Below are 24804 nucleotides of genomic sequence, written 5' to 3'. Positions count from 1 at the left end.
CGGGAGGCGCGGCCGTGGACCTCAAGCGCAAGCTGGCGCGCCTGACGAGCGTGGGCCCCGGGGGCAAGTCACCCCCGAAGCCCCCCGTGGCGGAGCCACAGGCCGAGCCCGCCGCGCGCGCGGATTCCATGCCCGCGCCTGGGGCCGAAGCGGGCGTGCCCGACGCGCTCGCCGCGCAGTTGGCGAAGCTGGTGCAAGCCCGGCGCATGGAGGCGCCGTCCACGCCCGCCGACGCGGAATCGCAGGTCGCCCGCGCGGAGGGCACGGTGGAGGCCCCGGCAGCACGCCCCGTCACGGCCTCGACTCCACCCGCCCCCCGAGATCCCCGCGTCGACAGCCTGCGCCGGATGCTGTCGGACTGGTCGGAGCGTCAGGGCCTGGCCGCCGCGCGCCGGGGCACGCCACCGCCAGCGCCCCCTGGCCCGCTGCCCGTGGAGTCCCGTGCCACGGCCCACGGCACGGTCCACATCTCCGAGCGCATCCTCTCCCCGGAACACCACCACGGCTCCGCGCCTCTCGCCGCGGCCCTGGACGTGGAAGGCCCCCTGGTCGCCAGCCTCGCGCTGCACGCGGACCTGGCCGGCGTGGACTTCCAGCGGATGCTCTTCCTGGACACGGAGACCACCGGGCTCGCCGGAGGAACGGGCACCGTGCCATTCCTCGTGGGGCTGGCGTGGTTCGAGGGCCGCTCGCTCAAGGTGCACCAGCTCTTCCTGCGGCGCCTGGGAGAAGAGGCCCCCATGTTGCGCTCGCTCGCCGAGCGCATGGCCGCGTCCTCCTGCCTCGTCACCTTCAACGGCAAGAGCTTCGACTGGCCGCTCCTGCGGACGCGCTTCGTCCTCAACCGAGTCCCCGCGCCCGTGGAGCTGCCCCACCTGGACCTGCTCCACTGCGCCCGCCGCGTCTTCAAGCACCGGGGCGCCGGCACGCGACTGGTCCACCTGGAAGACCAGGTCCTCGGCTTCCGGCGCGTCGACGACGTGGACGGCTCGCTGATTCCCGACCTGTACTTCCGCTACCTGCGCGGCGGAGACGGCTCGGCGCTGACGCCCGTGCTGGAGCACAACGTCAACGACCTCCTCCTCCTGGCGGCCCTGCTCGGTGAGCTGGTCCGCCGCTTCCGAGCAGGGGGCGCAGGCGCCTCCGTGCCCCGGGACGCGGACCCTCGCGACCTGCTCGGCTTCGCGGGCGTGGCGCTCCGGGCCCGCGACTACGAGCGCGCCCAGGCCTTCGCCCGGGCCGCGGCGGCGGGGGACACCGGCGCCGTGGGCATCGAAGCCCTGGCCCTGGCCTCCCGGCTGTCACGCAAGGCGGGTGACGCCTCGGCCGCTGCGGCGCACCTGCACCAGGCACTGCAGACCGCCCAGGGCTTCCAGGCCGCGACGCTGCACCTCCAGCTCACCAAGCTGTACGAGCATGGCCTCAAGGACCTCGCGCGGGCGCTGCACCACGCGAAGCTGGCCTCGGCGGCGGAGCTGCCCGTGGACCACCACCGCCGAATCCTTCGCCTGGAGACGCGCCTGGCCCGGAGCACCCGGGCGGCCTCGCTGGACCTGGGAATGGGGAGCCCGCGCTCGGGAACCTGACGCTTCTGGGCTTCCGCACCACTGGAATCGGACAGTCGATCCAGGCGGGACGCTCGCCTCATTGTCAGACAGGCACATGATTGAGGCACACGCCACGGCCGTGCGCTATGAGGGCCCCATGAAAATTACCAAGGACAGCGTCGTCTCCATCGATTTCCGCCTCCACCTCGGCGACGGCAAGGCCGTGGACGAGAGCGAGCCGGGGGAGCCGCTCGTCTATCTGCAGGGGCACGAGGAAATCGTCCCGGGCCTGGAGAAGGCGCTCGAGGGCAAGTCGCGCGGTGACACCCTCCAGGTGACGGTGGGTCCCGACGAGGGCTACGGCGACTACGACCCGGAAGGCATCGAGGAAGTCCCGAAGACGGAGTTCCCGGAGGGCCTGGAGCTGGTGGCGGGCGGCGTGCTCAGCGCCACCGACCCGGACGGGGACGAGGTGGACTTCTTCATCAAGGAAGTGAAGGCCGACTCCGTGCTGGTGGACTTCAACCACCCGCTGGCCGGCAAGACGCTGCACTTTGAGGTCACCGTGCGGGACGTCCGCGCCGCGACGGCCGAGGAGCTGGAGCACGGCCACGCCCACGGACCCCACGACGAGCACTGATTCGGACGGGCGCCTTCGCGGGCCCCTCCTTGCTTCGATGCCGGGCGTCCCCAAGACAGGACGCCCGGCGGAAGTCCTCCGCCTAGCCGCCCAGGAAGTCGGACGTGAAGGCGAAGGCGCCCATCATGTAGGGCAGGGCGCCGCCACGGTTCGGGTGGTTCAGGTACCACGCGAAGTTCAGCAGGATCGTCGGCCGGTTGAACGACGAGCCCTCGCGCGTGTTCAGGGCGTACGCCAGCATGGGGCCGATGCGCGTGTGGCTGTTGTCCACGTTCTGCGCGCCACCCGAGCCATCCTGGTAGCGCGGCCACACACCGCTGAAGCGGGCCCCCAGCGTGAGCTGCGGCGTCGTCAGCATCATCAGGTCGGTGTCATTGGTGAACACCCAGCCCCGGCCGGGGATGAGCGTGTCCAGCAGCGCGTCGTAGAAGGACGCGCCGTTGCCCTCGCGCAGCGCCACGTTCCAGTACTCGATGGACGCCTTGCTCCGCACCACGAACGAGCCGAAGCGCGCCTGGAGCGTGGGCTCCACCATGTAGTGGTGACCCGAGGTGCTGTACGCGGCGTCCTCCGTCAGGTCGCGCGCGTCGTCGGAGAAGTCCAGCATCGGGTTGTTGTACGACTGGAGGAACCCGAAGGTGCCGAAGTACCGGACGTACTCATAGGTCGCCCGCAGGTTGAAGATGGCCAGCGGCTGAATCTCGAAGACGGGGCCAATCTTCACCGAGGCGGGGTTGGCCTTGATGGCGAACGCGCCGTTGACGAAGTTGTCGCGCGTCAACATGGACTCGCCGTCGAACATCCGCTTCTGGAGGATGATCCGGTTCTGGGTCTCCATGCCCAGCGGGTTCCAACGCAGGAAGTTGATGTTGGCGAAGTACAGACGGGTGTCGGGCCCCAGCGGCGGGAGCGTGGGGGCCGTGGGGGCGTCCGTGGGCTTGGGGGCTGTCTGCGGAGTCGACGGCAGGGCAGCGGCTTCGGGCTCTTCGGCGGCGGCTGGTGCGGAGAATCCCAGGCAAAGTGACAGGGAAAGCACGGACAGCGGTCGACGCAGCGTCATCGAGACACCTTCTCGGGAAGTGACGTGGGGGTGCGGTGTACAGCGGGGTCCTGCTCATCCGCGTAGCGCCGGCTGACATAGAAGCCGAAGGCCGCCGCGGTGAAGTACATGATGAGGCTGTAGATGGCCGGGGGAATGGCCATGGTCGAGTTCGCCAGCAGCGTCGGGCTGAGCGCGATGGCAATCGCAAGCATTCCGTTGTGAATGCCAATCTCCATGCCAATGGCAACCGCTTGCCGCCGGGGCAGGCGCAGCAGGATGGGCACGAAGTAGCCCACCGCGAGGCTCACCAGGTTGAAGGCCAGCGCCGCCGGGCCCACCTGGCGGAAGAAGCTCAGCGCATTCGCGCGCTCCGTGTACACGGACGCTGCAATCACCGCGACGAGGAAGAGGGTGGACAGGATGCGAATGGGCTTGTCCATGCGCTGCGCCACGGCCGCGCTGCGCGAGCGGATGAACATGCCCAGGCTCACCGGCCCCAGCACGATGAGCACCACCTGCACGATCTTCGCGAACTGCATGGGGACCGCGCGGCCCTCGTCCATGAAGTGCGCCAGCGACAGGTTGATGATGAGCGGCAGCGTGACGAGCGACAGCGCACTGTTCACCGCCGTCAGCGTGATGTTGAGCGCCACGTCACCGCGGGCCAGGTGGCTGAAGAGGTTCGCCGTCGCGCCGCCAGGGGACGCCGCCAGCAGCATCAGCCCCACCGCCAGCTCCGGCGGCAGACTGAAAGCGTGGGCGATGAGCAGGCACGCCACCGGCAACACCAACATCTGGCAGCCGAGGCCCACCAGGATGGCGCGCGGATAGACAATGACCCGCTTGAAGTCCGCCAGCGTCAGCGTCAGGCCAAGCCCGAGCATGATGACGGCCAGCGCCAGCGGCATGAGGACCGCCGTGAAGACATTCGACTGCATTCGCCCCCCGGATGGAGTGTCCAGCGTTGAGCATTAGCGTCGCGCAAGAGTGCGGGGCGCTTCAAGCGTCTCCGCTCTCAAAGGTTGCTAAAAGTGGAGGCTACCCATGACGCCGTATGTCATTGATGCACTGCGGCGCTGCGCATGAGCCGTCTATTCTCATCGTGAACCGACACGGCTTCGCGGTCGGGCGGGACCCGGCATGGGACCAGGGACGGGGCGCCGCTTCCCGAGACACCGGTGCCCTGGTCGATTACGACAGGGGCCATGAGCCGAGTCCTGGATGAGCTGTTGTCGCTCCTTAAACTGGAGAAAATCGAGGAAAATCTGTTTCGTGGCCGGAGTCAAGACCTGGGGTTCCGCCAGCTCTTCGGCGGCCAGGTGCTGGGGCAGGCGCTGTCCGCGGGCAGCCAGACGGTGCCCGCCGGCCGGCATGTCCACTCTCTGCACGGCTACTTCCTGCGCCCGGGCGACGCGACGCTTCCCGTCGTCTACACGGTGGACCGGGTGCGGGACGGCGGCAGCATCACCACGCGTCGCGTCGTGGCCGTGCAGAAGGGCGAGCCCATCCTGACGATGATCGCCTCCTTCCACGGGGACGAAGAGGGCTTTTCCCACCAGGCGCCCATGCCGGAGGTGCCAGGCCCGGAGGCGCTGGCCTCGGAGCAGGAGCTGCTGAGCCGCTTGTCTGCCCGCATCCCGGAAGCCCTGCGAGAGAAGTTCCTGGGGGAGAAGCCGATTGAGATCCGGCCCGTGGCGCCGGTGGATCCGTTCAACCCGGAGGCGAAGGCGCCCATCAAGCACGTGTGGTTTCGCGCCAACGGCGACCTGCCGGAGGATCCGCAGGTGCACCGGTACGTGCTGGCCTACGCGTCCGACTTCAACCTCATCAGCACCGCGCTCCTGCCCCACGCGGCCAGCTTCTTCCAGCCCCGCATCCTGGGCGCCAGCCTGGACCATGCCCTGTGGTTCCACGGAGACCTGAAGGTGAGCGACTGGCTGCTGTACTCCATGGACAGCCCGTGGGCGGGCAACGCGCGCGGCCTGTCGCGCGGCAGCGTCTACACGCGTGACGGCCGGCTGGTGGCCTCGGTGGCCCAGGAAGGGCTGCTGCGCATCCGCAAGCCCAAGGCCTGAGAAACGGGGACGACACCCCACACCGGCGTGTGGGGGCGAGCCCCCCACCGCGCCCTCGGGAATCCACGAGGGCTGCAACTCTCCGGAATTCCTTCTGATGTGCGACCTCATCGATCAGGCCTGGGCCCGAGACGGCGCCGCCAGCGCCGGAGGTGGCACCGTTCGCATCGAGGCCGAGTCCGCCAGCGCCACCACCGGTGCCAGCGAGCAGAACGGCACCGTGTGGAACCTGTGGTCCAACGGCGACCTCTCCGCCACCTTCACCTTCGCGCAGGCCGGCGAGTACCAGCTCTCCGTGCGCGCGTGGGGCACGCAGGCGCCGCCCGACCCGGTGCGGATGCAGTGGCTGCTGGATGGCATCGTGGTGGCGTCGCTCGACGTGCCGGCCACCACGCCCACGGTGTACACGCAGCCGGTGCGGGTGGACTCGCCGGGACAGAAGCGCTTCACGGTGCGCTTCACCAACGACACCTACGACCCGGCCACGTTCACGGTCCGCAACCTCCTGCTGGATTGGATGGAGGCCCGCTCGCCCGCGCCCACGTCGGTGGCCACCCAGCGCCACCTGCGCGTGTGCGAACCGGCCACCACCGGGGAAGAAGCCTGTGCCCGGCAGATGGTGGAGTCGCTGGCGAACCGCGCCTGGCGGCGTCCCGCGAAGCCGGACGAGGTCGCGGAGTTGATGAGCGTCTACACGCTCGTGCGGGAGTCGGGGGACGGCTTCGAGCTGGCGGCGAAGTTCGCGCTCCGTTCGGTGCTGCTGTCGCCGCACTTCCTCTTCCAGGTGGTGGAGACGGAGGCGCCTGGGACGGGCAAGAGCGAGCTGTCCGCGCGCGAGCTGGCCCGGTGCCGGCCGCGGAGTAGAACGACGCACGGACCGTGAATACGGCGTTCGGACGGCCGTCGGGAGCAAGCGGGCATCCTCCGCTTGCTCCCGAAAGGTGTTTCGATGCGTACCCGTCTCTGGCCCGCTGTCCTTGCCCTGCTCGCGCTGGGAAGCAGCGCCTGTGTCATGGCGCCCCTTCAGCCCGGGTACACCGAGTGCGGGGACTTCATGGGCGATGACCCCTGCCAGCCGGGGCAGTACTGCGCGGACGCCACGCTCAGCTATTGCGAGCCCGGCTGTACCAGCGACGTGAACTGCGCCTCCAACCAGGAATGTGTGAAGGAGTACAGAGAGCAGGTGGGGACCTGCCTCAACATCTGCACGTCCTGCGAATACGATTGAGCCGGTGGGCAGGGCGCCCGCGGCTTGGGAGGTGACGTCGATGCGCGCGGTGGTGTTCCAGCACGAGGAGCACGAAGGGCCCGGCCTGCTGGGGCCGGTGTTGCAGGCGGCGGGCTTCACGCTGGTGAACCGCTTCCGCGCCGTGCGCCGGGAGGACGTGGACGCGGAGCTGCTGGTCGTCATGGGCGGCCGCATGGCCGTCTACGAATCCGAGCAGCATCCCTTCCTGCGGCAGGAGCTGGGCATCCTCATGGAGCGGCTCGCCTACGAGCGCCCATGCCTGGGCATCTGCCTGGGCGCCCAGATGCTCGCGGCGGCGGCGGGCGCGGACGTGTTCCCCGGGAAGAATGGCTTCGAGGTGGGCGTGGGCCCGGTGCGATGGACGCCGGAGGCGCAGAAGGACCCCGTGGTGTCCGGGGCCCGTCCGCGCACGGTGGTGGCACACTGGCACGGTGACTCCTATGCGCCCGTCCCGGACGCCACGCTGCTGGCGTCCACGGACCGGTACACCCAGCAGGCCTTCCGGCTGGGCACGTCCTACGGCTTCCAGTTCCACCTGGAGCTGACCGCCAGCGAGCTGGGGCGATGGATTGAACTCGAGGCGGACAGCCTCCAACAGCGCGGGAAGAACCTCCAGGAGCTGAAGGCGCAGCTGCCCAAGCTCAAGGCGGCGGAGGCTGACAACACGGAGGTGCTGCACCGCCTCGCGCACCACTTCGCGCGCGTGGCGGCAGGCCGCTGACGTGCTCGAGGGCTCGGACTAACGGAGCCCCTTGGGGCGGCGGGCCGCGCTCGCGGACGGTGACTCCATCTGGGAGGTGATGTCCGCGTCGCTGCCATCACCCCCTGGGACACCGTCCGCGCCATACGACAGGATGACAGGGCTGCCGCCCTCATTCATGTACACGTAGTCGCGGTTCCACGGGTCCTGGGGCAGTCGCTCCAGCGAGCGCGCCTGGAGGAGTTCTTCCAGACCAGCCTGGGTCTCCGGAAAGCTGCCGGTCTTCATGTAGTGGAGCTTGAGCCCCGTCTCCAATGTCTTGATGTCCAGGGCGGCGGTCTTCTGCTTGGCCTCCTCCAGGTTCGACATCACGGAGACGCCCACCGCCGCGGCGATGAGCCCGAGGATGGTGATGACGACCATGATTTCAATCAGCGTAAATCCGCGAACGTGACGACGCCGAGCGTTCAGCTTCTGCTGGGTTGGATTCATCTTTGAGTTGTGACCTCGTGTGACGTTGTGTCCGGCGCGTGCGTGGCCGACGTGTCGTCATGTCTGCCGGTGCAAGGGCGTTGCACATGCCGCGGGTTGCGTGCGCCTGGAGCAGGACTTCGGCGCCAGGCGCGGACGTTCGCCAGTGCAGTCGCCGTGCCTGGATGGAGCGCCGCGCTCTCTGCCCGCGCCGCGTGAACGACTGTCGCTTTCCGCCCGCGGAGTGCCACTCCTGCGCAGGTAGATGCGGGTACGCATGACTCTCACCCTCCGGATTCGGCGCGGATGGACCGCGCCTTCAACGGAGGCCGTCATGAAGCCCCATCTTCCATTGCTCATTCTCCTGGGCGCCGCGGGTTGTGGCACCGAAGTCGATGATGCTGACGCCACGAGCGATGCCGACTTCACGAGTCAGGAGTCCGCCCTGAGTCAGAAGTGGGAGCTGTGCGGGAAGGAGGCCGTTCGATTGGCGGACATCCACCCTGGCCCCGTGGGGTCCAATCCGGCCGATCTGATCCACGGCGACCGAGTCCTCTTCTTCACGGCGGACGACGGGGTGCATGGACGCGAGTTGTGGCGAAGCAGCGGAACGGAAGGAAGCGGCACGTCGCTGGTGAAGGACATCTACCCAGGGCTGGCGGGGTCGGAGATCTCGAATCTCACTCGGGTGGGGAACCGGGTGTTCTTCGCCGCGGATGACGGCGTCCACGGCTACGAGTTGTGGGTGACCGACGGGACGTCGGGCGGCACGTCGATGGTGAAGGACATCTACCCGGGGCCGGAGGATGGGATTCGCCGTCCGTCCCCCTTCATCAGGCGGAGCGAGCCCCTTCTGGTTGAGTTCGGTGGTGTCCTGTACTTCGGTGCGAACGACGGCGTGCACGGAAACGAAGTGTGGCGCAGTGATGGAACAGACGCGGGGACGTACCTCTTCGAGGACATCGAGCCCGGACCCGCCAGCTCCTTCCCGCGAAGCTTTGTTCGCGTGGGCAACGACGCCTTCTACTTCGTCGCGGGCAAGGACGGGCCCATGAGCGAGGAGGTTCATCTCTGGCGTAGCACCGGAGTGCCAGGCGCCATTCCCGTCCTCACCCGGGCGGGCGACAACGTTCTCTTCAATTTCCTGGCCGTGAAGTCACGCCTCTACTTCCTCGTGGACAACGACGAGGGCGAGGCCAGCCTGTGGAAGACGGATGGGGCCGCCTCGAACACGCACCAGTTGCGGTACTTCCTCGGAGAGTATCCGCACGACCTGGTCGCGCTGGGCTCGCGTGTCGTCTTCAGCGCCGGGGCAGGTGAGCCAGAGGGTGACGAGCTCTGGAGCAGCAACGGCACAACCTCAAGCACGAAGCTGGTGAAGGACATCTGGCCAGGGCCCATGAGCTCCTCACCGAGCGCTCTGGCGGTTCTGAAGTCGCGAGTCTTCTTCGCTGCGAATGATGGCTCCGGGGAGGGACGTGAACTCTGGGTGAGCAACGGCACCGGTTCGGGGACCAGACTCTTCAAGGATCTGGCGCCCGGTGGTGGCTCATCGGATCCCGAAGCGCTGGCCTCCATTGAAGGCACGCTGTTCTTCTCCGCGAGCGATGGGGTGCATGGGAACGAGCCCTGGGTGAGCGATGGCACCCGTTCGGGAACCAAGGCGCTGCGAGGTCTGGCGCACGGGAGCGCTTCCTCATGGCCGCGCGACTTCGTGCGCTCAGGCTGGGACGTGTTCTTCTCGGCGGATGACGGGAAGACTGGACGCGAGCTGTGGGCCTTGCCGTTCCGTCCGAAGGGGGAGTGCAAGCAACACCACGCCTACTGAGCTTCAGCGCCCACGCCCAGCCCCTCTTGGTAACAACGATTCCAAGGGGTTGGGTTCCCCGGATGGGTGGAGGTCGAAGGATCAGACCCTCGTGCGTTAATAAAGTGTCAGTTGAAACCTGCCGCGGGGACAGGTCTCGACGAGGGGGAACATGGCGCCGACGTACGACGCGCTGGTCATTGGCACCGGCTTTGGGGGAGCGGTGGCGGCGTGCCGGCTGGCACAGGCGGGCCTGACCGTGCGCGTCCTGGAGCGGGGCCTGCGCTACCCGAAGGGGAGCTTTCCCCGCAACTGGAGCAACCCGCTCAATGGCTGGCTGTGGCGGTACGGCCAGGGCCTCTTCGACGTGAAGCTGCTACCGGGGATGAGCATTGTCCAGGCCGCGGGCTACGGCGGCGGCTCGCTCATCTACGCCAACGTCCACCTGCGCCCGCCCGCGGAGACCTTCGACACCGACTGGCCGGAGGGCTACAGCCGCGCCGCGCTGGAGCCGTACTACGACCTGGTCGCGTACATGCTGGACCTCCAGCCCATCACCGCGTCCGCGCGTGGCCTGCCCACCAAGGCGAAGCGGATGCGGGAGGTCGCGCGCAAACTCGGCCGCGAGCAGCAGTTCTTCTACCCGGACCTCGCCGTGCGCTTCGCCCCCGCTGGCGAGCCGATGGCCAACAAGTTCGGCGTCGCCCAGGAGGGCTGCAACTACTGCGGTGAATGCGACATCGGCTGCAACGTCCGCGCGAAGAACACGCTGGACCTGAACTACCTGGCCGTCGCTGAACAGCAGGGCGCGGAGATGACCACCCAGGCGGAGGCCACGCGAATCGAGCCGCTGTCTCCCGCGGGCTATCGCGTCACCTATACCGACCATGCCGCGGGCGGCGCCGAGCGCACCGTGGAGGCTCGCCGCGTGTTCCTGTGCGCCGGCACGGTGAACACCACGGAGCTGCTGCTGCGCTGCCGCGACCAGTGGGGCACGCTCCCTCGCATCAGCGACCGGCTGGGGTGCCGCTATTCGGCCAACGGCGACTTCCTGGCCTTCGCCTTCGAGACGCGCGAGGTGTGGGAGCCGTCCGAGGGCCCCACCATCACCACCAGCCTGGTGGTGGACCAGGGGCAGGGCGCGGACAAGACGTGGTTCCTCTTCCAGGAGGGCGGGCACCCCGGGCAGGCAGCAGGGCTGCTTCAGGTGCTGGACATGGGCCGGGACTTCCGTGTCCCCGCGGACCTGCTCCAGAAGCAACTGGTCCGCGCCCTGCGCCGGCGCTCCCAGCCTGAAACCGTCATGGGCAAGGAGCGCGGACGCTTCCAGGCCGTGTTCCTGGCCATGGGGAGGGATCGCGCCAACGGGCGGCTCGCGCTGCGGCCTTTGACTCGGGACATGGAGGTGCGCTGGGACGTGCCTTCCAACCTGCCGCTGTACCGGACGCAGGAGCAGCTCTGCCAGGACATCGCTCGGGCGCTCGGGGCGCGCGCCGTCTTCAACCCCCTATGGGATCGGCTTCACATCCCCGTGTCCGTCCACAACCTGGGCGGCTGCACCATGGCGGAGGAGCCGGCCTACGGTGTGCTGAACCCGGACGGTGAGGTGCACGGCCACCCCGGGCTGTACGTGCTGGATGGCGCCGCGCTGCCCGCGAGCACCGGGGTGAACCCGTCATCCACCATCGCCGCGGTGGCGGAGCGCAACGTCGAGGCCGCCATCCGGCAGGTGCTGGGGAACCCCACCTGGACCGCCCCTGAGCGGGCCGGAACGGCTTCGGGCCGGGCGGCGGCGGAACCGTTCCGCGCGTCGATGCGGATGAGCACGAGTGTGGCACCCACGCGGGTGGTGCCAAGAGAGGATCCGATGCGGAGCGTGGTGATTCCAGAGGGAGGCACGGTGTTGTCGCCAACGCCGGTGGTGGGGCTGCGCTTCACCGAGCGGATGCGCGGCTTCATCAACCACGGCCACCTGCCGGACACGGATTACGCGGGCGCCGAGGAGGAGGGCAAGTCAGAGGGCAGGGTGGCCGAGTTCATCCTCACCATCACCTTGCCCAACCTGGACCGCTTCCTCGCGGAGAAGGCCCACTCCGGCATCGCGCAAGGCACCGTCCACGTCCACGGCCTCACGCCTCCTGGCGGAGCGAAGGTGGACCACGGCGTCTTCAACCTCTTCGTGGACACGGACAGCTACTACGAGCGGCGGATGCTCTACCTGTTGCCCTTCACCGGCATGGACGGCCAGCAGTACCTGCTGGATGGCTACAAGCATGTCCGGGACGACGACGGCTTCGACATGTGGTCGGACACGTCCACGCTCTACACCGTCATCCGCCGGGGCAGCGACCGGCACGCGCCCGCGGTGGCCAGCGGCATCATCCGTCTGGGCATGCCGGACTTCCTCCAGCAGCTCACGACCTTCGCCGTGCTGGGAACGACATCACCGCTGGCGAAGGCCCAGGCCCTGAAGCGTTTTGGGAGCATGTTCATGGGCAACCTCTGGGACGTCTTCGCGCGAACCAAGCTGGAATAAGAGAGGCGCATCGTGGCGAAGGCATCGCGGTACGACGTGGTCGTCGTGGGCTCCGGCTTTGGGGGTTCCATCAATGCGCTGCGCCTGGCGCAGGCGGGCAAGTCCGTGCTGGTCCTGGAGCGCGGCAAGCGCTACCGGCCCGGTGACTTTCCCAGGGACGTGACGCGAACGGACGAGGTGCTCTGGCGCCATGCCACGCGGCGCAAGGCGCAGGGCCTCTATGACGTGCGCTTCCTGTCCGGCATCGGCACGGTGACGGCCAGCGGCGTCGGCGGCGGCTCGCTCATCTACGCCAACGTCCACGTGCGGCCGGACGCCGAGGTGTTCGAGGATCCGCGCTGGCCCCGGGCGTACCGTCGGGACTCGCTGGAGCCTTACTTCGACAAGGTGGCGCGGGAGCTGCGGTTGAATCCGGTGCCGCCCTCGATGCCGCTGCGCAAGCGCGACCTCTTCCAGCGCGCGGCCCGGGGCATGGGGCGCGAGACGTTCGATCCGCCCGTGGCCGTGGCCTTCTCGGAGCCGCCGGGACCGGGCCGGCGCGTGTGCCAGCTCTGCGCCGAGTGCGAATTCGGCTGCCAGCACGGCGCGAAGAACACCATGGACCTGACGTACCTGGCGCGGGCGGAGGCGCTGGGGGCGCTGGTCCTCGCCCGTACGCTCGTCTCCCACGTGGAGCCGGTGCGGGATGGGTACCGCGTCCACTGCCAGGACCTGGTGTCGGGGGAGCGGCACACCGTGGAGGGCTCGCGGGTGGTGCTGGCCGCGGGGACGCTGGGCACGGTGGAGATATTGCTGCGCAGCCGGGACGTCGCGCGGACGCTGCCTCGGGTGAGCCGGCGGCTGGGCCATGGCTATTCGGGCAATGGGGACTTCCTGGCGTCGATGCAGGGCGCGCGCGAGGACATCCAGCCCTGGGTGGGCCCCGACGTGTCCACCGTGATGCGCTTCACCGACCGGCAGCCGCGCTTCACGCTGGTGACGGCCACGTTCAACCAGCCCGCCACGGAAGTCCTCGCGGGCCTGGGGCAGCCGAACCTCGGACGGCTCCAGGGCCTGGGGGCACCGCTGTGGACCTGCCTGGGTCCAGCCGTTCACGCGGCGCTCAAGAAGGGGCTGATGAGCCGGCCCCTGCGTACCAACGTGGATGCGGCTCGCACGTCCAACCTGTTCGGCATCGGCCAGGACAACGCCAATGGCCGGATGCACCTCGATGACGGGCAGCTCGACGTGTCGTGGGATTTCGCCGGGGAGAACGCGGAATTGGTGCGGCGGATGACGGACGCGATGCGGGACCTGGCGGCCCAGTACGGTGCCACCTTCGCGCCGCTGATCACCTGGCAGCTCTTCAAGCGGCCTTTCACGGTGCATTCGCTTGGCGGTGCCCATCTGGCGGAAGCTCCCGAGCGCGGCGTGGTGTCCACCGAGGGAGAGGTCTTCCACTATCCCGGGCTGCACGTGGCGGACGGCTCCGTCATCCCGACAGCCATCGGCTTCCACCCGGTGATGACTATCAGCGCGGTGGCCGAGCGCATCGCCGAGGCCGTGGTGCACGGATTCTCATCCCATTCGAGGAGCGCTTCATGAACACGCTTCCTTCCGCCGAGAGGCACGACTTTCCCGCGGGCGACGGCGTCCCGTTGCAGCTCACGCGTTACCAGGGCGGCGCGAAGGGGCCCGTCCTCCTCGTCCATGGCGCGGGGGTGTGGAGCGGCATGTTCATGCTGCCCACGGTGCGGGAGAACTTCGTGCAGCACCTGGTGCGCCACGGCTACGACACCTGGCTTTTGGACTGGCGCGCCAGCGTGGAGTTGCCGCTGCGGCAGTTCACGCTGGATGACGCCGCCCGCCACGACATGCCCGCTGCCGTCCGGTGGGTCCTCGAGCGCACCGGCGCGGACTCCGTGCAGGCGGTGGTGCACTGCGCGGGCTCCGCGACGTTCTTCATGGCGATGGCGGCGGGGCTGCTGCCGGACGTCCAGAGCGTGGTCGCCTCGCAGGTCGCGCTGCATCACATCGTCCCGCCTTCGACGCAGCTCAAGGCAATGCTGCGGTTGCCGGACGTGCTGGACATCACCCGCGACTATCTGACGCCGGATGAGGACCCGAGCAGCCCCTTGTTCCAGGCCGCCTTCGGCGCCTTCGTGGACCTGTGGCGTCATGAATGCGACAGCACCGTCTGCCGCCGTCTGACGTTCATGTACGGGCAGCTCTTCCGGCACGCGCGCATCAATCGGGAGACGCATGACCGGCTCGACGAGCAGTTCGGCCCCTGCAACATGCTGACGTTCCGTCACCTGGCGCAGATGGCCCGCTCGGGCTACGCGGTGGGCTTCGACCATGGCCGGGAGGAGAACCTCCGGCGCTACGGCCGTGAGCGGCCGCCGTCGTACCTGCGCGCGGAGCACCTCAAGCGTCCCATCACCTTCGTGTCCGGAGAACAGAATGGCACCTACATGCCCGCGTCCACGGAGCTCACCTACGAGTGGCTGCGCGAAGAGAACGGTGCGTCGTATTACCGGCGGAAGGTTCTGGCGGGGTACGGCCACCTGGACACCTTCATGGGGAGCACTGCATCGCAGGATACGTACCCCGTGATACGCGACGCGCTGGAGGCCATGGCCTGAGCGGGTGAGGCGCCCTGCGCACTCGCGCCGCTACGCGCCTTTGGCCACCGCGGGCGGTGCCTCGCCCGGTGCCTCCGAGACTGACGTCTCATCCCACCCGATGTAGCGCACGCCCTCCAGGGGCTCGGGCGCGTGGAACTCCAGGGCGCCCACGGTGGACGTGAGCCGTCCGTCCGGTCTCCACGCCGCGAAGGGATGGGGGCGGGTGAAGCGCTCCAACTCACAGGTGGCCACGTCGCTCTGGGCCACGTGGACGTCCCAGCCCGTCGGGTCCCGGTAGACGTAGCCCACCAGTGTCTTGGGATCGCACCACGCGCGGCCCTTCACGGCCACGGTGGCCGAGCGGGCCTGGAAGCACAGCTCCCCCGGCTGCGGCGACTGCAGGCGTGTGAGCAGCATGTCCGGGGCCTCATGGAACCGGTGTTCCCGCCGCGCGGTGCGCAGGTAGATGGGCGACAGCCGGGGACTGAGCGGATGCTGGCGGGAGCGCACGGACAGCACCTCCAGGCGGGCCTCTGGGTCCTCCTGGAAGCGTGGCACGTAGAGCCACGTCAGCTCCTCCAACCGGCGGTGTCCCCACAGGTGCTTCTGGAGCCCCGGCGCGCCCTGGACGTCATACCGGTGCCCGTCCACGGTGACGGCGCCGGTGAAGGCGATGTCGTCATGGGCATGGGCCACGTGCGTCGTGAGTGGAAGCAGGTCGGCGCCCCGAGGAGCACGCCGCACCGCCTCCGCGGTCTCCGGCGTGTAGCGCAAATCCCATTCGATGGAGTGGCCTCCCGAGGCGACGCGACCATGGCACCGGCCCGGCGCGAGCTCCGCGTCACCAATCCGGATGCCGAAGCGGCCCGGGGCCTCGGTGGAGAAGTGGGAGAGGGGATGGATGGCCTTCAGCCCCAGCGCGGGCGTGGCGGTGGCGCAGTCGAAGGCCGCCGCCCATAGCAGGGCGCGAGGCTCACCAGGTGCTCCCGGCGCGGGGGTGAAGATCGTGTAGCGGAACCACCAGGCGCGCTCGCCCCCAGGGTCGAGCACACACAGGAACCAGATTTCGAAGAAGCCTTGCTGCCCCTTCCAGCGCGGAAGATTGGCGCGCTCGCTCGACGGCATATCGTCCCCCCCTCACCAACGGCGCCAGAGCGCCATCGCGGGACTACCGTCGCAGAGGCGCGGCCCCCAGGGCAAGCCGCCTCAGCGGCCCGAGTCCTTCCAGGAGACGCGGTACGTGACGCAGTGTTCGTCGAAGGAGCGGACGTCCACCGACGCGGCCACGCCACCGGCGGCCCGGGACATGGCGAGCATGACGCCCTGCTTGAAGTAGCGCAGCATTCCGGGCTCGTTGAGCCAGACCTCGGCCTCCGTTGGGCCCGTCTCCGTGATGCGGACCTCGGTGTAGTTGTTGCTCGTCCGGAATCCGTGCTGTGCCTTCGACAGCATCCGCCAGGGCCCCAGCAGCTTCATCACCCCGAGCAGGGCGCGGCCCATCAGCGTGTCGCGGTATCCGTCAATCATCCGCTCGCCGAGCATCCGCCACGCCACCTCGTCGGGCTCCTGGGGGTGCAGCGCCTTCGCTGTCAGCGTGACGCAGCGAATCCACGACTCCAGGGAGTAGGCGGGGAGGAGTGGCCGGTCCAGGTCCAGTCCCTCGCTTCGCAACTGCTCTTTGAGCAGGGGCGTCACCCGCCCGGAGAGCCCCCGGACGAAGAGCCCTTCCACGATGGGCGGGAAGACGAGTCGTTCGGCCATGGCGTGCATTCCAGCCCGGGCTGTACCGGCTGGGTCAAGCCAGGCCCCTGACGTTCTGTGCGGCTCTGACATACGTGGTTTGCGCACCTATCACAGTGCCGGTCCGCCGGGGATGCGCACCGGGGCCTACGCGGCAGGTTGTCCCGCCGGGCGCTTCGCGTAGCGTTCCGCCAGGAGCGAGCACACGAGGAGTTGGGCCTGATGATAGAACATCAACGGTAGGACGATGAGACCCAGGGCGGGATTGGCGCCGAAGAGCAGCCGCGCCATGGGCACCCCTGAGGCCAGTGTCTTCTTCGACCCACAGAAGACCACCGTGATTTCGTCCTCCTTGGAGAAGCCCAGCGCCCGAGCCGTCCGCGTGGTCAGCATCAGCACGATGGCCAGGATGATCATCGCGCCCACGAAGGCCACGCCCAGCACCGCCGCGCCGTAGTCGGAGAACAGGCCCGAGGTGATCGAGTCACAGAACGACGAATAGACGAGGAGCAGGATCACGACCCGGTCGAAGGCATTCGTGTAAGGCCGGTAGCGGGCGAACCAGCCGCCCACCAGCGGGCGCAGCAATTGCCCCAGCGCCAGGGGGAGCAGCAGGAGGAGCGACAGCTTGAGGATGGCCTGGCCCATGGGCAGGGAGTGCCCGGTGGCGCTGGCGAACAGGCCGATGATGAGCGGCGTCAACACGATGCCCAGCAGGCTGGACAAGCTGGCGTTGAAGATGGCGGCGGGCACATTGCCTCGAGCGACGCCCGTCATCGCGACCGAGGAGGAGATGGTCGACGGTACCGCGCAGAGATAGAGCAGCCCCAGCGACAGGTCCGCTGGCATCCAGCGCCCCACCAGCACGTCGCCCAGCCACCACAGCAGTGGAAACACCACGAACGTGAAGACCTGAACCACCACGTGGACCCGCCACGTCACCACGCCCGCGCGGAGCTGGGCCGCGGGCAGGCCCAGGCCGTGGAGCAGGAACACCGCGAAGATGCCCACGTCGGCGACGACGTCCGCGTGCATCGGTCCGCCCGACGTACCGAACTCCGGGAAGAGCGCGGCCAGGATGACGGCGCCGAACATCCCCAGCAGGAACCAGTCCCGGGCAAGTCGTTTCACGAGGCGAAGGGGCATGTTTGCCCCCCTTACTCCGGGCAGCGGCGGACCTCTACCGCGGAGTGCGCGAGGCGGGTAGGTGGAGACATTGCCGGCGCCAGCGCCGTGCTCCACCATTCCGACATGAACATGACGCCGCATTCATGTTGGTGCCCCCTGGTTACGGGTGCGGCTCACGGAAGCGGCCTCGCGGTGACGGAAGCCCTCACGGCGCAAGGAGTGGGCACCAGCGGCCTGTCTGGCGTGCCCAGGGCCGGCTGCACGCCAACGTGTCTGGCCGGCTGCTTGCGGCGACGCGCGACTGCGTTACCTGAAATACATGACCGAAGTGAACGCAAGCTCGCGTGACTACACGCTTCCCGAGGGGTGCCCCGTCTGCGCGGCGGACCTGCCCGTGCGCGTCACCGCCTCCGGTCCCAGCGCCGTGTGCCGCCATTGTGGCTGGCTGGGCCGCCCCCTCATCACCGTGACCCATCGAGGCCTGCGCGTCAGCTACGACGGCGCGCAGGCTTGAGCATCGCGGGCCATCAACTCGCGGGCGCCGCTGGAGGCTCCTTCGTCTGCGCGAAGGACTCCAGGCGGTCCACCCGCCGCAGCTCGGGGAAGGCCCACGCCCAGAGCGCGACCACCGCCAGCGTACCCACCGCGCCCGCGACCACCGCGGGTACGGCGCCCACGTACTCGGCGAACCCGCCCGCGCGGAACTCGCCCAGTTCGTTGGAGGCGCCAATGGCCATCATGTTCACCGCGCCCACGCGGCCGCGCATGTCGTCCGGGGTGGCCATCAACTCCAGCGTGTGGCGGACCACGACGCTGATCATGTCCGCGGCGCCTGCGATCGTCAGCGCCGCCAGCGACAGGGGCAACGAGCGGCTCATCCCGAAGACGAGCGTGGCCGCGCCGAAGATGGCGACCGCGATGAACATCTTCCGGCCGGTGTTGCCGCCCATGGGCCGCATGGCCAGGAAGACGGCCACCACCGCTGCGCCGAACGCGGGCGCACAGCGCAGCAGCCCCAGTCCCCATGGCCCTGTGTGCAGGATGTCCCGCGCGTAGATGGGCAGGAGCGCCACCGCGCCACCGAAGAGCACGGCGAACAGGTCCAGGGTGATGCTGCCCAGCAGCAGGCGCTGCCGTCGAACGAAGCCGAGTCCCGCGACCAGGGTCGACAGGGAGAGGGGCTCGGCGGACGCGCGCCCGGTCCGCACCGTGAGGGTGAGAATCCAGATGACGGAGAGGGCGCACAGCGTCGCGGAGGCCGTGTAGGCCCCCGCGGCGCCGATCCAGCCATAAAGGATGCCGCCCACGGCCGGGCCGCCAATGGTGGCCACCTGCCACGTGGTGGAGTTGATGGCCACGGCGCGAGTCAGGTGCTCGGGCGGCACCAGATGCGGGGTGAGCGCGGAGCCCGCCGGGGCATGGAACGCGCGCGCCGCGCCGAAGAGCACCAGGACGCCATAGACGAATCGCACGTCGCGGATATGGCCCAAGGTGAACGCGAGCAGCAGCAGACTGCAGATCAGCATCACCGTCTGACACACCGCCAGGATGGTCCGCCGATCCACGCGGTCCGCCACCTGGCCGCCCACCAGACACAGCGACAGGAACGGCAGGAACTGCGCCAGCCCCGTATATCCGAGCGCGAGCGCGCTGCCCGTGAGCTCGTAGACCTGCCAGCCAATGGCCACCGACTCAATCTGGACGGCCAGCACCGCGCACAGGCGCGCCAGCAGATAGAAGCGGAAGTCTCGATGTTGGAAGATGGAGAGCCCGGAAGCCGCAGCCTGATGAGTCATGCTGGCGGCGCTGTAATCCACGGGCCCGTCGCGCGCCACCGTCTGCCTGTGTCGGCGCCCAAGGCGGCAGGGGCATGGGTACGCCAAGGTCGCCGTGATACCTTCCTTTCCCGATGAACAAGGACGCGAAGGACGGGGTGAACCAGGTCTCCACGCCACGCTCGGCGCCACGCCTCCTGGGACGCGTCATCGCCGTGATGCTGCTGACGGTCCTGGGCGGCTGCCGCAAGTCCGATGCGGAGCGAGCCGCACAGGAGCGGGAGGAAATCGAAGCGCGCATTCGCGACGCCTACTCGCTGGTCCCGTACCGGGCGCTCAAGCTGACGATGCGCGCGGAGGGTCAGCCGAACGCTCCCGCCGAGATCGCCGCGCTCTGGCAGACGCTGGAGGACACGCGGGAGCTGCCGGCGAAGGCTGCCTCAGAGGAAGAAGCGCTCCGCGTGGCGAAGGCGTACCTGGACCTGGGCGTCGCGTTCTACAAGGCCAAGAAGACGCTGGAGCAGCGCGACGAGGACGAGTTCCCCCTCCTATGGAACCGCTTTCAGCCGGACCAGCCGCCTCCGCTGCCGGGCTACGACGCGGGCCAGGAGCACGCGTTCCTCTCCGCGCTGTGGTTCGTGCTGGACGCGGCGGACTCGGGCAACCGTGTCCCCGCGACCGACCTGGTGCTCTACGAGCTGTCACGCGCCACGCCTCAGCCCGCGTGGCCGCCAGGGCTGCGCGTGTCGGTTCGCGGCAGCCGGGGGATGGCCTTCTGCGGCGCGGGCTATCACTACGCGGCCGAGGAGGAGCTGAATGCGTTCCTGTCCGAAGCCGAGGCGCTGCCCGCCAGCGACTTTCCAGCGATGCGGAATGCCACGCCTGCACAGGTCCGCGAGACGCTGCTCGCCACGGGCTACTTCCTGCGGGCCTGGAACCGCATGGGGCTCAAGCGCGAACGTGCAGCGGAGGACGACCTCGAGCGGGGCCTGGGCTCCCTGGAGAAGCTTGGCATCGAGAATGAGCTGACGTGGTGGGGCTGGGCCTTCATCCACTTCCGCCGGGAGCGCTACGACGAATCCGCGCGCTACCTCGACACCCTGGCGAAGAGTCCGTACCTGGGCGAGACCGAGCGGCGTGACCTCCAGGCCAGCGCGGACGCGATGCGCAAGCACGGCGAACGGCTGCCCATCTTCCTCCAGGCGCGGGCCGCCGCCATCCTGGGACAGGCGCTCGTGGCGAGGGCAGGGGGCCCGGAGAAGATCCTCGTCACGCTCCTGGGACCGGAGCGGGCAGGGCAGGTCCTGGCGCCCGTCCTATGGATGGACCGGGTCCGTCAAGGCCTCGCGCAGCGCTCCATGGACGACTTCGCCCGAGAGGCGGGGGATTCCTTCGAGGGCGTGCGGGCCGCCGGTAGCAAGGGCCTGAGCGCATTGAAGGAGAAGCTGCTGGGCGGCGGGGGAGACACGAAGACGGCGGCGGAGAGTCCTCCGTAGGTTGTTGGCGGGGCGCTGGCGGCTCGTGCTATCCGCTGATGCCACCATGAGTCCAACGAAGAAGGCCGCCGCGAAGAAGGCGCCCGCCGCTGAGCTCCCGACGATTGCCTTCGCGTCGCCCGCGGAATGGGCGTCCTGGCTCGAAGCGAACCATGCCTTGTCGCGCGGCCTCTGGCTGAAGCTGGCGAAGAAGGGCTCGGGCATTGAATCCGTCACCTACGCCGAGGCGCTCGACGTCGCGCTCGCGTGGGGCTGGATTGACGGTCAGAAGAACGCCTTCGACGACACCGCGTGGCTCCAGAAGTTCACCCCCCGGGGCGCGAAGAGCGTCTGGTCCAAGATCAACTGCGAGAAGGTGGAAGCGCTCATCGCCGCGGGCCGGATGAAGCCGTCGGGCATGGAGGTCGTGGAGCTCGCCAAGAAGGATGGCCGCTGGGACGCCGCCTACGCGTCGCAGAGCAAGGCCACTGTGCCCGAGGACCTGGCCCGCGCCCTGGCCGCGAATGCGAAGGCGGCCGCGTTCTTCGCCACGCTCAACGCGGCGAACCGGTACGCCATCCTGTGGCGCGTCCACTCCGCGAAGAAGGCGGAGACGCGGGCTCGGCGAATCGAACAGTTCATCGAGATGCTGGCCCGGCACGAATCGCTGCACGCCTGAACGGGGACGAGCCCCGGCAAGTCCCATGCCGCTACCCGGCACCGCCCGTGTGCCGGAGGGCCGTGCGACGGACCTGCCGGAAATCCGGCACCCTGCCGGAACCCCGGCGGTGACCCGACCCCTCGGGGTGGTTTCCCGCGCACGTCACCTCCGCGCTTGCCTCACGCAACTTCATCCTTTTTCACGAAAGTGCGCCTGGAGCCCATGGCACGGTGCGTTTCGCCGCTTCCTCGCGAAGTGGCGCGCCCCGGTGAATGGCCGGACAGCCGGTGGCATCACCATTGCTCCAGGCCGGATGCGTTTCAGCGTCCACGCATCCGCCAAGGGGAAGTCAATCCATGTTGCTCGACATGTACCTGTACTTCGGCTTGCCACTGCGGCCCGCGCCGCGCCGCGCTGCGTCCCAGGCCAGCCAACCCCGCACTTCCTCCACCGAGCGCTCGGTGACGGGAGGGCAGAGCGTGTCCGGGGCCCGCGCCCCGGAGCGAAAGGCGGCGCCCCAGTTGACGGTCATTGAGGGGGGCGCGGCTGACATACGATGAGCGGGGAGGCGTGAGCGGGAGAGGCCCCATGGACTCGCGGACCCAGCGCTACTTCGAGGACATCCAGCTCAAGCACTTCGGGCGCCTGTTCGGCCGGCTCGTTCGTGTCCGCCTGTTCCTGTCGCTGTTGCTGCTGCTGTCCGCCGTGTGTGTCGCCGTCATCGACGGCGCACCCTGGCGATGCGTGTTCATGAGCGTGGTGGGGGTGGGCGCCTTCACTTACTTCTTCCATGAGTTCCGCCGCTTCCAGCGCGACGGCGTTGACGCGCGCAGCGTGCCGCTCAATCTGTGGATGGGGCAGATCATCCTGACGAGCATCATCGTGGGGACAGGCGGCATCGCCAGCCCCGTGCTGCCCGCCGCGCTGCCCCTGGGCTTCTTGTCGAGCCTGGCAGCGACGCCCCGGGATCGCTCGCGGCTGTTGATGGCGCAGCTGTCCACGCTGATGGCCGTCTCCTTCGTCCAGATTTCCGGGCTGGTTCAGGGGCTGCCCCTGTGGTTCCTCGGCGCGCCGTCGTCCGTCCTGCTCGTCGCGGGCGCCCTCGTCACCGCCATCATGCTCTGCGTGTGCAGCGCGGCGGGCGGCGCCATCCGGACGACCTTCGACAACATGCTGAGCGAAGCGCTCGCCAGCCGCGACGAACTGCTGGCCACGCATCGCTCGTATGCGGGCGCCCTGGAGGCCATGTCCGGAGAGATTGCCCACGAGCTGAAGAACCCGCTGGCCACGGTGAAGGGCCTCACCCAGCTCATGGCGCGCGAAGCAGGTCGCGCCCAGCCCGCCGAACGCCTGCAGGTGCTGTCGGGCGAGGTGGTGCGGATGCAGGGCATCCTGGAGGAGTTCCTCAACTTCACCCGGCCGCTGGTGCCTTTGACGGTGAGCCCCGTGGACCTGGGCGCGCTGTGCGACGAAGCCCTGGTGCTGCACGAAGGACTGGCGGCGGGCCACGGCGTGCGGCTGGAGCGCAAGGGCACGGAGGGCGTGGAGGCCGTGTGTGACTCGCGCAAGGTGAAGCAGGTGTTGATGAACCTGCTGCACAACGCCATCGAGGCCTGTCCCACGGGCGGGCGTGTCACCGTGGAGGTCCGCGCGCTGCCCGTGGGCGAGGCCCGCGTCTTCGTGCGCGACTCAGGGCCCGGACTGGCCTCCGAGCTCGAGGCCCGTGTGTTCGACGCGGGCGTGACGACCAAGGCCAGGGGCTCCGGCTTGGGCCTGACGGTGGCACGCGCCCTGGCGAGACAGCACGGCGGAGACGTCACGCTGACGAATACGGTAGGAGGCGGATGCGAGGCGGCGTTGACGCTTCCGCGAGAGCTGCCAGCGGAGATCCTGCGGCCACTGCACGGAGTCGCGAATGTGGGATGAGGCCAGGGAGGGTGGCACCACGCGCGTCCTGGTGGTGGATGACGACGCGGGCGTTCGCTTCACGCTGCGGGAGATGCTCAAGAGCCTCTCCGGTGTCGAGGTGGATGAAGCCGTGGATGGCGAGGATGCGCTGGAGAAGCTGTCGGCGCGGCCCTACGAGCTGGTCATCTCTGACCTGCGCATGCCTCGGATGGACGGCATGGCGCTGGTTCGCCGGCTGAGTACGTTCCCCCGGTCGCCTCGCGTCATCGTCATCACCGCGCATGGTTCCGAGCGCTTCGCGGTGGAGGCCATGAAGGCGGGGGCCTACGACTACTTCCGCAAGCCCTTCGAGGTGGATGAGCTGCTGGCGGTCGTCTCCCGCGCGCTGGAGTCGGTGCGGCTCCGCGAGGAGAACGCGCGGCTTTCGGGTGAGCTGAACCTGTCCCGCTCGCTGGTGTTCGTCTCGGAGCCCATGGCCCGGCTCGCGCAGCTCGTGCAACTGGCGGGCTCCCGGGACGTGACGGTGCTCATCACCGGGGAGAGCGGCACGGGGAAGGAGCGGGTGGCGGACGCGCTCGTCCGGGCCTCGCCGCGCGCGAACCGGCCCTTCCTGCGCTTCAACTGCGCGGCACTCACCGAGGAGCTGGCGGAGGCCGAGCTGTTCGGCCACGCCCGGGGCGCCTTCACTGGAGCCCACCGCGCGCGGCCCGGACTCTTCCGTGAGGCGGATGGCGGCACGCTGCTGCTGGACGAGGTGGGCGAGCTGGCGCCCACGCTCCAGGCCCGGCTCCTTCGCGTGATTCAGGAGGGCGAGGTTCGCCCGGTGGGGGAGGACCGGCCGGTGACGGTGGATGTGCGCATCATCGCCGCCACCCACAGGGACTTGCGGCGCCTGGCCCTGGAGGGCGCGTTCCGCGAGGACCTCTACTACCGGCTCAACGTCGTCCAGCTCCGGGTGCCGCCGCTGCGCGAGCGCCCCGAGGACATCCCCGTGCTGGCGCGGGTGTTCCTGGACCGCTTCATCGACCGGTTCCACACGGGCCCGCTGAAAATCCCCGACGGCTTCTTCGAACAGCTCCGTGCCTTCCCGTGGCCGGGTAACGTGCGCGAGCTGGAGAACACGCTGGAGAGCCTGGTCGCGCTGTCCAGCGAGGGGCGGCTGGACCTGGGCCAGTTGCCTTCCGCCGAACCGGCAGGCGCGGATAGTGGATTCCCGGGGGCGTCACTGGACCCGGTCCGTCCAGGGCCGCAGGACGAGGCTCCCGGCGCGGGGCTCAAGGAGCGAGTGGAGGCGTACGAGCGCGGCCTGGTCCTGGACGCGCTGCGCATGGCGGGCGGAAACCGCAGTGAAGCGGCGCGGCGGCTGGGCATTGGCCGGGCCACCCTGCATGACAAGCTGCGCAAGTACGGGCTGGACGACGGCGGGGAAGAGCGGACCTGATTC

Annotated in this window: 23 protein-coding genes; 15 read left to right on the top strand and 8 right to left on the bottom strand. The window is 69.0% G+C overall.

From position 1 onward, the window contains the following. Window positions 1-14 precede the first annotated feature (14 nt). On the top strand, window positions 15-1586 hold the full coding sequence (locus BLU09_RS32405) for a ribonuclease H-like domain-containing protein (protein ID WP_090494429.1): 1572 nt from the start codon (window positions 15-17) through the stop codon (window positions 1584-1586). 118 nt (window positions 1587-1704) lie between these two features. After that, the gene (locus BLU09_RS32400; RefSeq protein ID WP_167371207.1) at window positions 1705-2187 is read left to right on the top strand and encodes an FKBP-type peptidyl-prolyl cis-trans isomerase; all 483 of its coding nucleotides are present in this window, start codon (window positions 1705-1707) and stop codon (window positions 2185-2187) included. Window positions 2188-2269: 82 nt separating this feature from the next. Here BLU09_RS32400 and BLU09_RS32395 read toward each other — a convergent pair whose 3' ends face one another. Both BLU09_RS32395 and BLU09_RS32390 read right to left on the bottom strand, forming a co-directional pair. Then, window positions 2270-3247, bottom strand: a complete 978-nt coding sequence (locus BLU09_RS32395) for a hypothetical protein (protein ID WP_090494426.1) — start codon at window positions 3245-3247, stop codon at window positions 2270-2272. Further along, window positions 3244-4167: a bile acid:sodium symporter family protein gene (locus BLU09_RS32390; protein WP_090494425.1), complete on the bottom strand. Its 924-nt coding sequence runs from the start codon at window positions 4165-4167 to the stop codon at window positions 3244-3246. Before BLU09_RS32390 ends, BLU09_RS32395 begins: the two co-directional genes overlap by 4 nt. A 267-nt stretch (window positions 4168-4434) precedes the next feature. Between BLU09_RS32390 and tesB the strand changes: the two genes are divergently transcribed. The 4 genes from tesB (at window position 4435) to BLU09_RS32370 (ending at window position 7274) form a co-directional block, all read left to right on the top strand. Beyond that, the gene (gene tesB, locus BLU09_RS32385; protein ID WP_090494423.1) at window positions 4435-5304 is read left to right on the top strand and encodes an acyl-CoA thioesterase II; all 870 of its coding nucleotides are present in this window, start codon (window positions 4435-4437) and stop codon (window positions 5302-5304) included. Between the two features lie 97 nt (window positions 5305-5401). After that, window positions 5402-6187: a DUF1595 domain-containing protein gene (locus BLU09_RS32380; RefSeq protein WP_244172208.1), complete on the top strand. Its 786-nt coding sequence runs from the start codon at window positions 5402-5404 to the stop codon at window positions 6185-6187. Between the two features lie 66 nt (window positions 6188-6253). Continuing rightward, window positions 6254-6532, top strand: coding sequence for a hypothetical protein (locus BLU09_RS32375; RefSeq protein WP_244172207.1), 279 nt, complete (start codon window positions 6254-6256; stop codon window positions 6530-6532). Window positions 6533-6572: 40 nt separating this feature from the next. Continuing rightward, window positions 6573-7274, top strand: coding sequence for a glutamine amidotransferase-related protein (locus BLU09_RS32370; RefSeq protein ID WP_090494421.1), 702 nt, complete (start codon window positions 6573-6575; stop codon window positions 7272-7274). 18 nt (window positions 7275-7292) lie between these two features. On the opposite strand, the gene gspG is transcribed toward BLU09_RS32370, so the two are convergent. Beyond that, window positions 7293-7745, bottom strand: coding sequence for a type II secretion system major pseudopilin GspG (gene gspG / locus BLU09_RS32365; protein ID WP_090494419.1), 453 nt, complete (start codon window positions 7743-7745; stop codon window positions 7293-7295). 313 nt (window positions 7746-8058) lie between these two features. Between gspG and BLU09_RS32360 the strand changes: the two genes are divergently transcribed. The 4 genes from BLU09_RS32360 to BLU09_RS32345 all read left to right on the top strand — a co-directional run bounded on the left by BLU09_RS32360 (window position 8059) and on the right by BLU09_RS32345 (window position 14691). Beyond that, window positions 8059-9552 carry an ELWxxDGT repeat protein gene (locus BLU09_RS32360; protein ID WP_090494417.1) on the top strand — a complete coding sequence of 498 codons (1494 nt, stop codon included), beginning with the start codon at window positions 8059-8061 and terminating at the stop codon, window positions 9550-9552. Window positions 9553-9703: 151 nt separating this feature from the next. After that, window positions 9704-12067: a GMC oxidoreductase gene (locus BLU09_RS32355; RefSeq protein WP_090494415.1), complete on the top strand. Its 2364-nt coding sequence runs from the start codon at window positions 9704-9706 to the stop codon at window positions 12065-12067. Window positions 12068-12079: 12 nt separating this feature from the next. Then, window positions 12080-13651, top strand: coding sequence for a GMC family oxidoreductase N-terminal domain-containing protein (locus tag BLU09_RS32350; RefSeq protein WP_090494413.1), 1572 nt, complete (start codon window positions 12080-12082; stop codon window positions 13649-13651). After that, the gene (locus tag BLU09_RS32345) at window positions 13648-14691 is read left to right on the top strand and encodes an alpha/beta fold hydrolase (protein WP_090494411.1); all 1044 of its coding nucleotides are present in this window, start codon (window positions 13648-13650) and stop codon (window positions 14689-14691) included. The genes BLU09_RS32350 and BLU09_RS32345 overlap by 4 nt, the downstream gene beginning before the upstream one ends. 30 nt (window positions 14692-14721) lie before the next feature. Here the strand turns inward: BLU09_RS32345 and BLU09_RS32340 are convergent, their stop codons facing one another. From BLU09_RS32340 to BLU09_RS32330, 3 genes are all read right to left on the bottom strand, one after another. After that, a complete protein-coding gene (locus BLU09_RS32340; protein ID WP_090494409.1) occupies window positions 14722-15798 on the bottom strand; it encodes a hypothetical protein in 1077 nt (358 codons plus the stop codon). An 81-nt stretch (window positions 15799-15879) separates the two neighbouring features. Next, complete coding sequence (locus tag BLU09_RS32335) at window positions 15880-16434, bottom strand: DUF2378 family protein (protein ID WP_244172206.1); 555 nt, start codon at window positions 16432-16434, stop codon at window positions 15880-15882. A gap of 126 nt (window positions 16435-16560) precedes the next feature. Then, window positions 16561-17559, bottom strand: coding sequence for a bile acid:sodium symporter family protein (locus BLU09_RS32330; protein ID WP_090494405.1), 999 nt, complete (start codon window positions 17557-17559; stop codon window positions 16561-16563). A 301-nt stretch (window positions 17560-17860) separates the two neighbouring features. Here BLU09_RS32330 and BLU09_RS32325 point away from each other — a divergent pair, with 301 nt between their 5' ends. Continuing rightward, window positions 17861-18055 (top strand): hypothetical protein, encoded by a 195-nt coding sequence (locus BLU09_RS32325; RefSeq protein WP_090494403.1) that lies wholly within the window; start codon window positions 17861-17863, stop codon window positions 18053-18055. A 13-nt stretch (window positions 18056-18068) separates the two neighbouring features. On the opposite strand, the gene BLU09_RS32320 is transcribed toward BLU09_RS32325, so the two are convergent. Then, window positions 18069-19337 (bottom strand): MFS transporter, encoded by a 1269-nt coding sequence (locus BLU09_RS32320; RefSeq protein ID WP_373284020.1) that lies wholly within the window; start codon window positions 19335-19337, stop codon window positions 18069-18071. 113 nt (window positions 19338-19450) lie between these two features. Here BLU09_RS32320 and BLU09_RS32315 point away from each other — a divergent pair, with 113 nt between their 5' ends. Both BLU09_RS32315 and BLU09_RS32310 read left to right on the top strand, forming a co-directional pair. Continuing rightward, window positions 19451-20812, top strand: coding sequence for a hypothetical protein (locus BLU09_RS32315; protein ID WP_090494399.1), 1362 nt, complete (start codon window positions 19451-19453; stop codon window positions 20810-20812). 46 nt (window positions 20813-20858) lie between these two features. Then, on the top strand, window positions 20859-21470 hold the full coding sequence (locus BLU09_RS32310) for a YdeI/OmpD-associated family protein (RefSeq protein ID WP_090494548.1): 612 nt from the start codon (window positions 20859-20861) through the stop codon (window positions 21468-21470). Between the two features lie 331 nt (window positions 21471-21801). Here the strand turns inward: BLU09_RS32310 and BLU09_RS39090 are convergent, their stop codons facing one another. After that, a complete protein-coding gene (locus BLU09_RS39090) occupies window positions 21802-21984 on the bottom strand; it encodes a hypothetical protein (RefSeq protein ID WP_186817835.1) in 183 nt (60 codons plus the stop codon). 56 nt (window positions 21985-22040) lie between these two features. Between BLU09_RS39090 and BLU09_RS32300 the strand changes: the two genes are divergently transcribed. Further along, window positions 22041-23378 carry a sensor histidine kinase gene (locus BLU09_RS32300; protein ID WP_090494395.1) on the top strand — a complete coding sequence of 446 codons (1338 nt, stop codon included), beginning with the start codon at window positions 22041-22043 and terminating at the stop codon, window positions 23376-23378. Then, the gene (locus tag BLU09_RS32295; protein ID WP_090494393.1) at window positions 23368-24801 is read left to right on the top strand and encodes a sigma-54-dependent transcriptional regulator; all 1434 of its coding nucleotides are present in this window, start codon (window positions 23368-23370) and stop codon (window positions 24799-24801) included. The genes BLU09_RS32300 and BLU09_RS32295 overlap by 11 nt, the downstream gene beginning before the upstream one ends. Window positions 24802-24804 lie beyond the last annotated feature (3 nt).

Source organism: Myxococcus virescens (assembly GCF_900101905.1).
Classification (GTDB): Bacteria; Myxococcota; Myxococcia; order Myxococcales; family Myxococcaceae; genus Myxococcus; species Myxococcus virescens.
The sequence above is the reverse complement of the archived record's forward strand: the minus strand, read 5'-3'. Positions and strand labels throughout refer to the sequence as shown.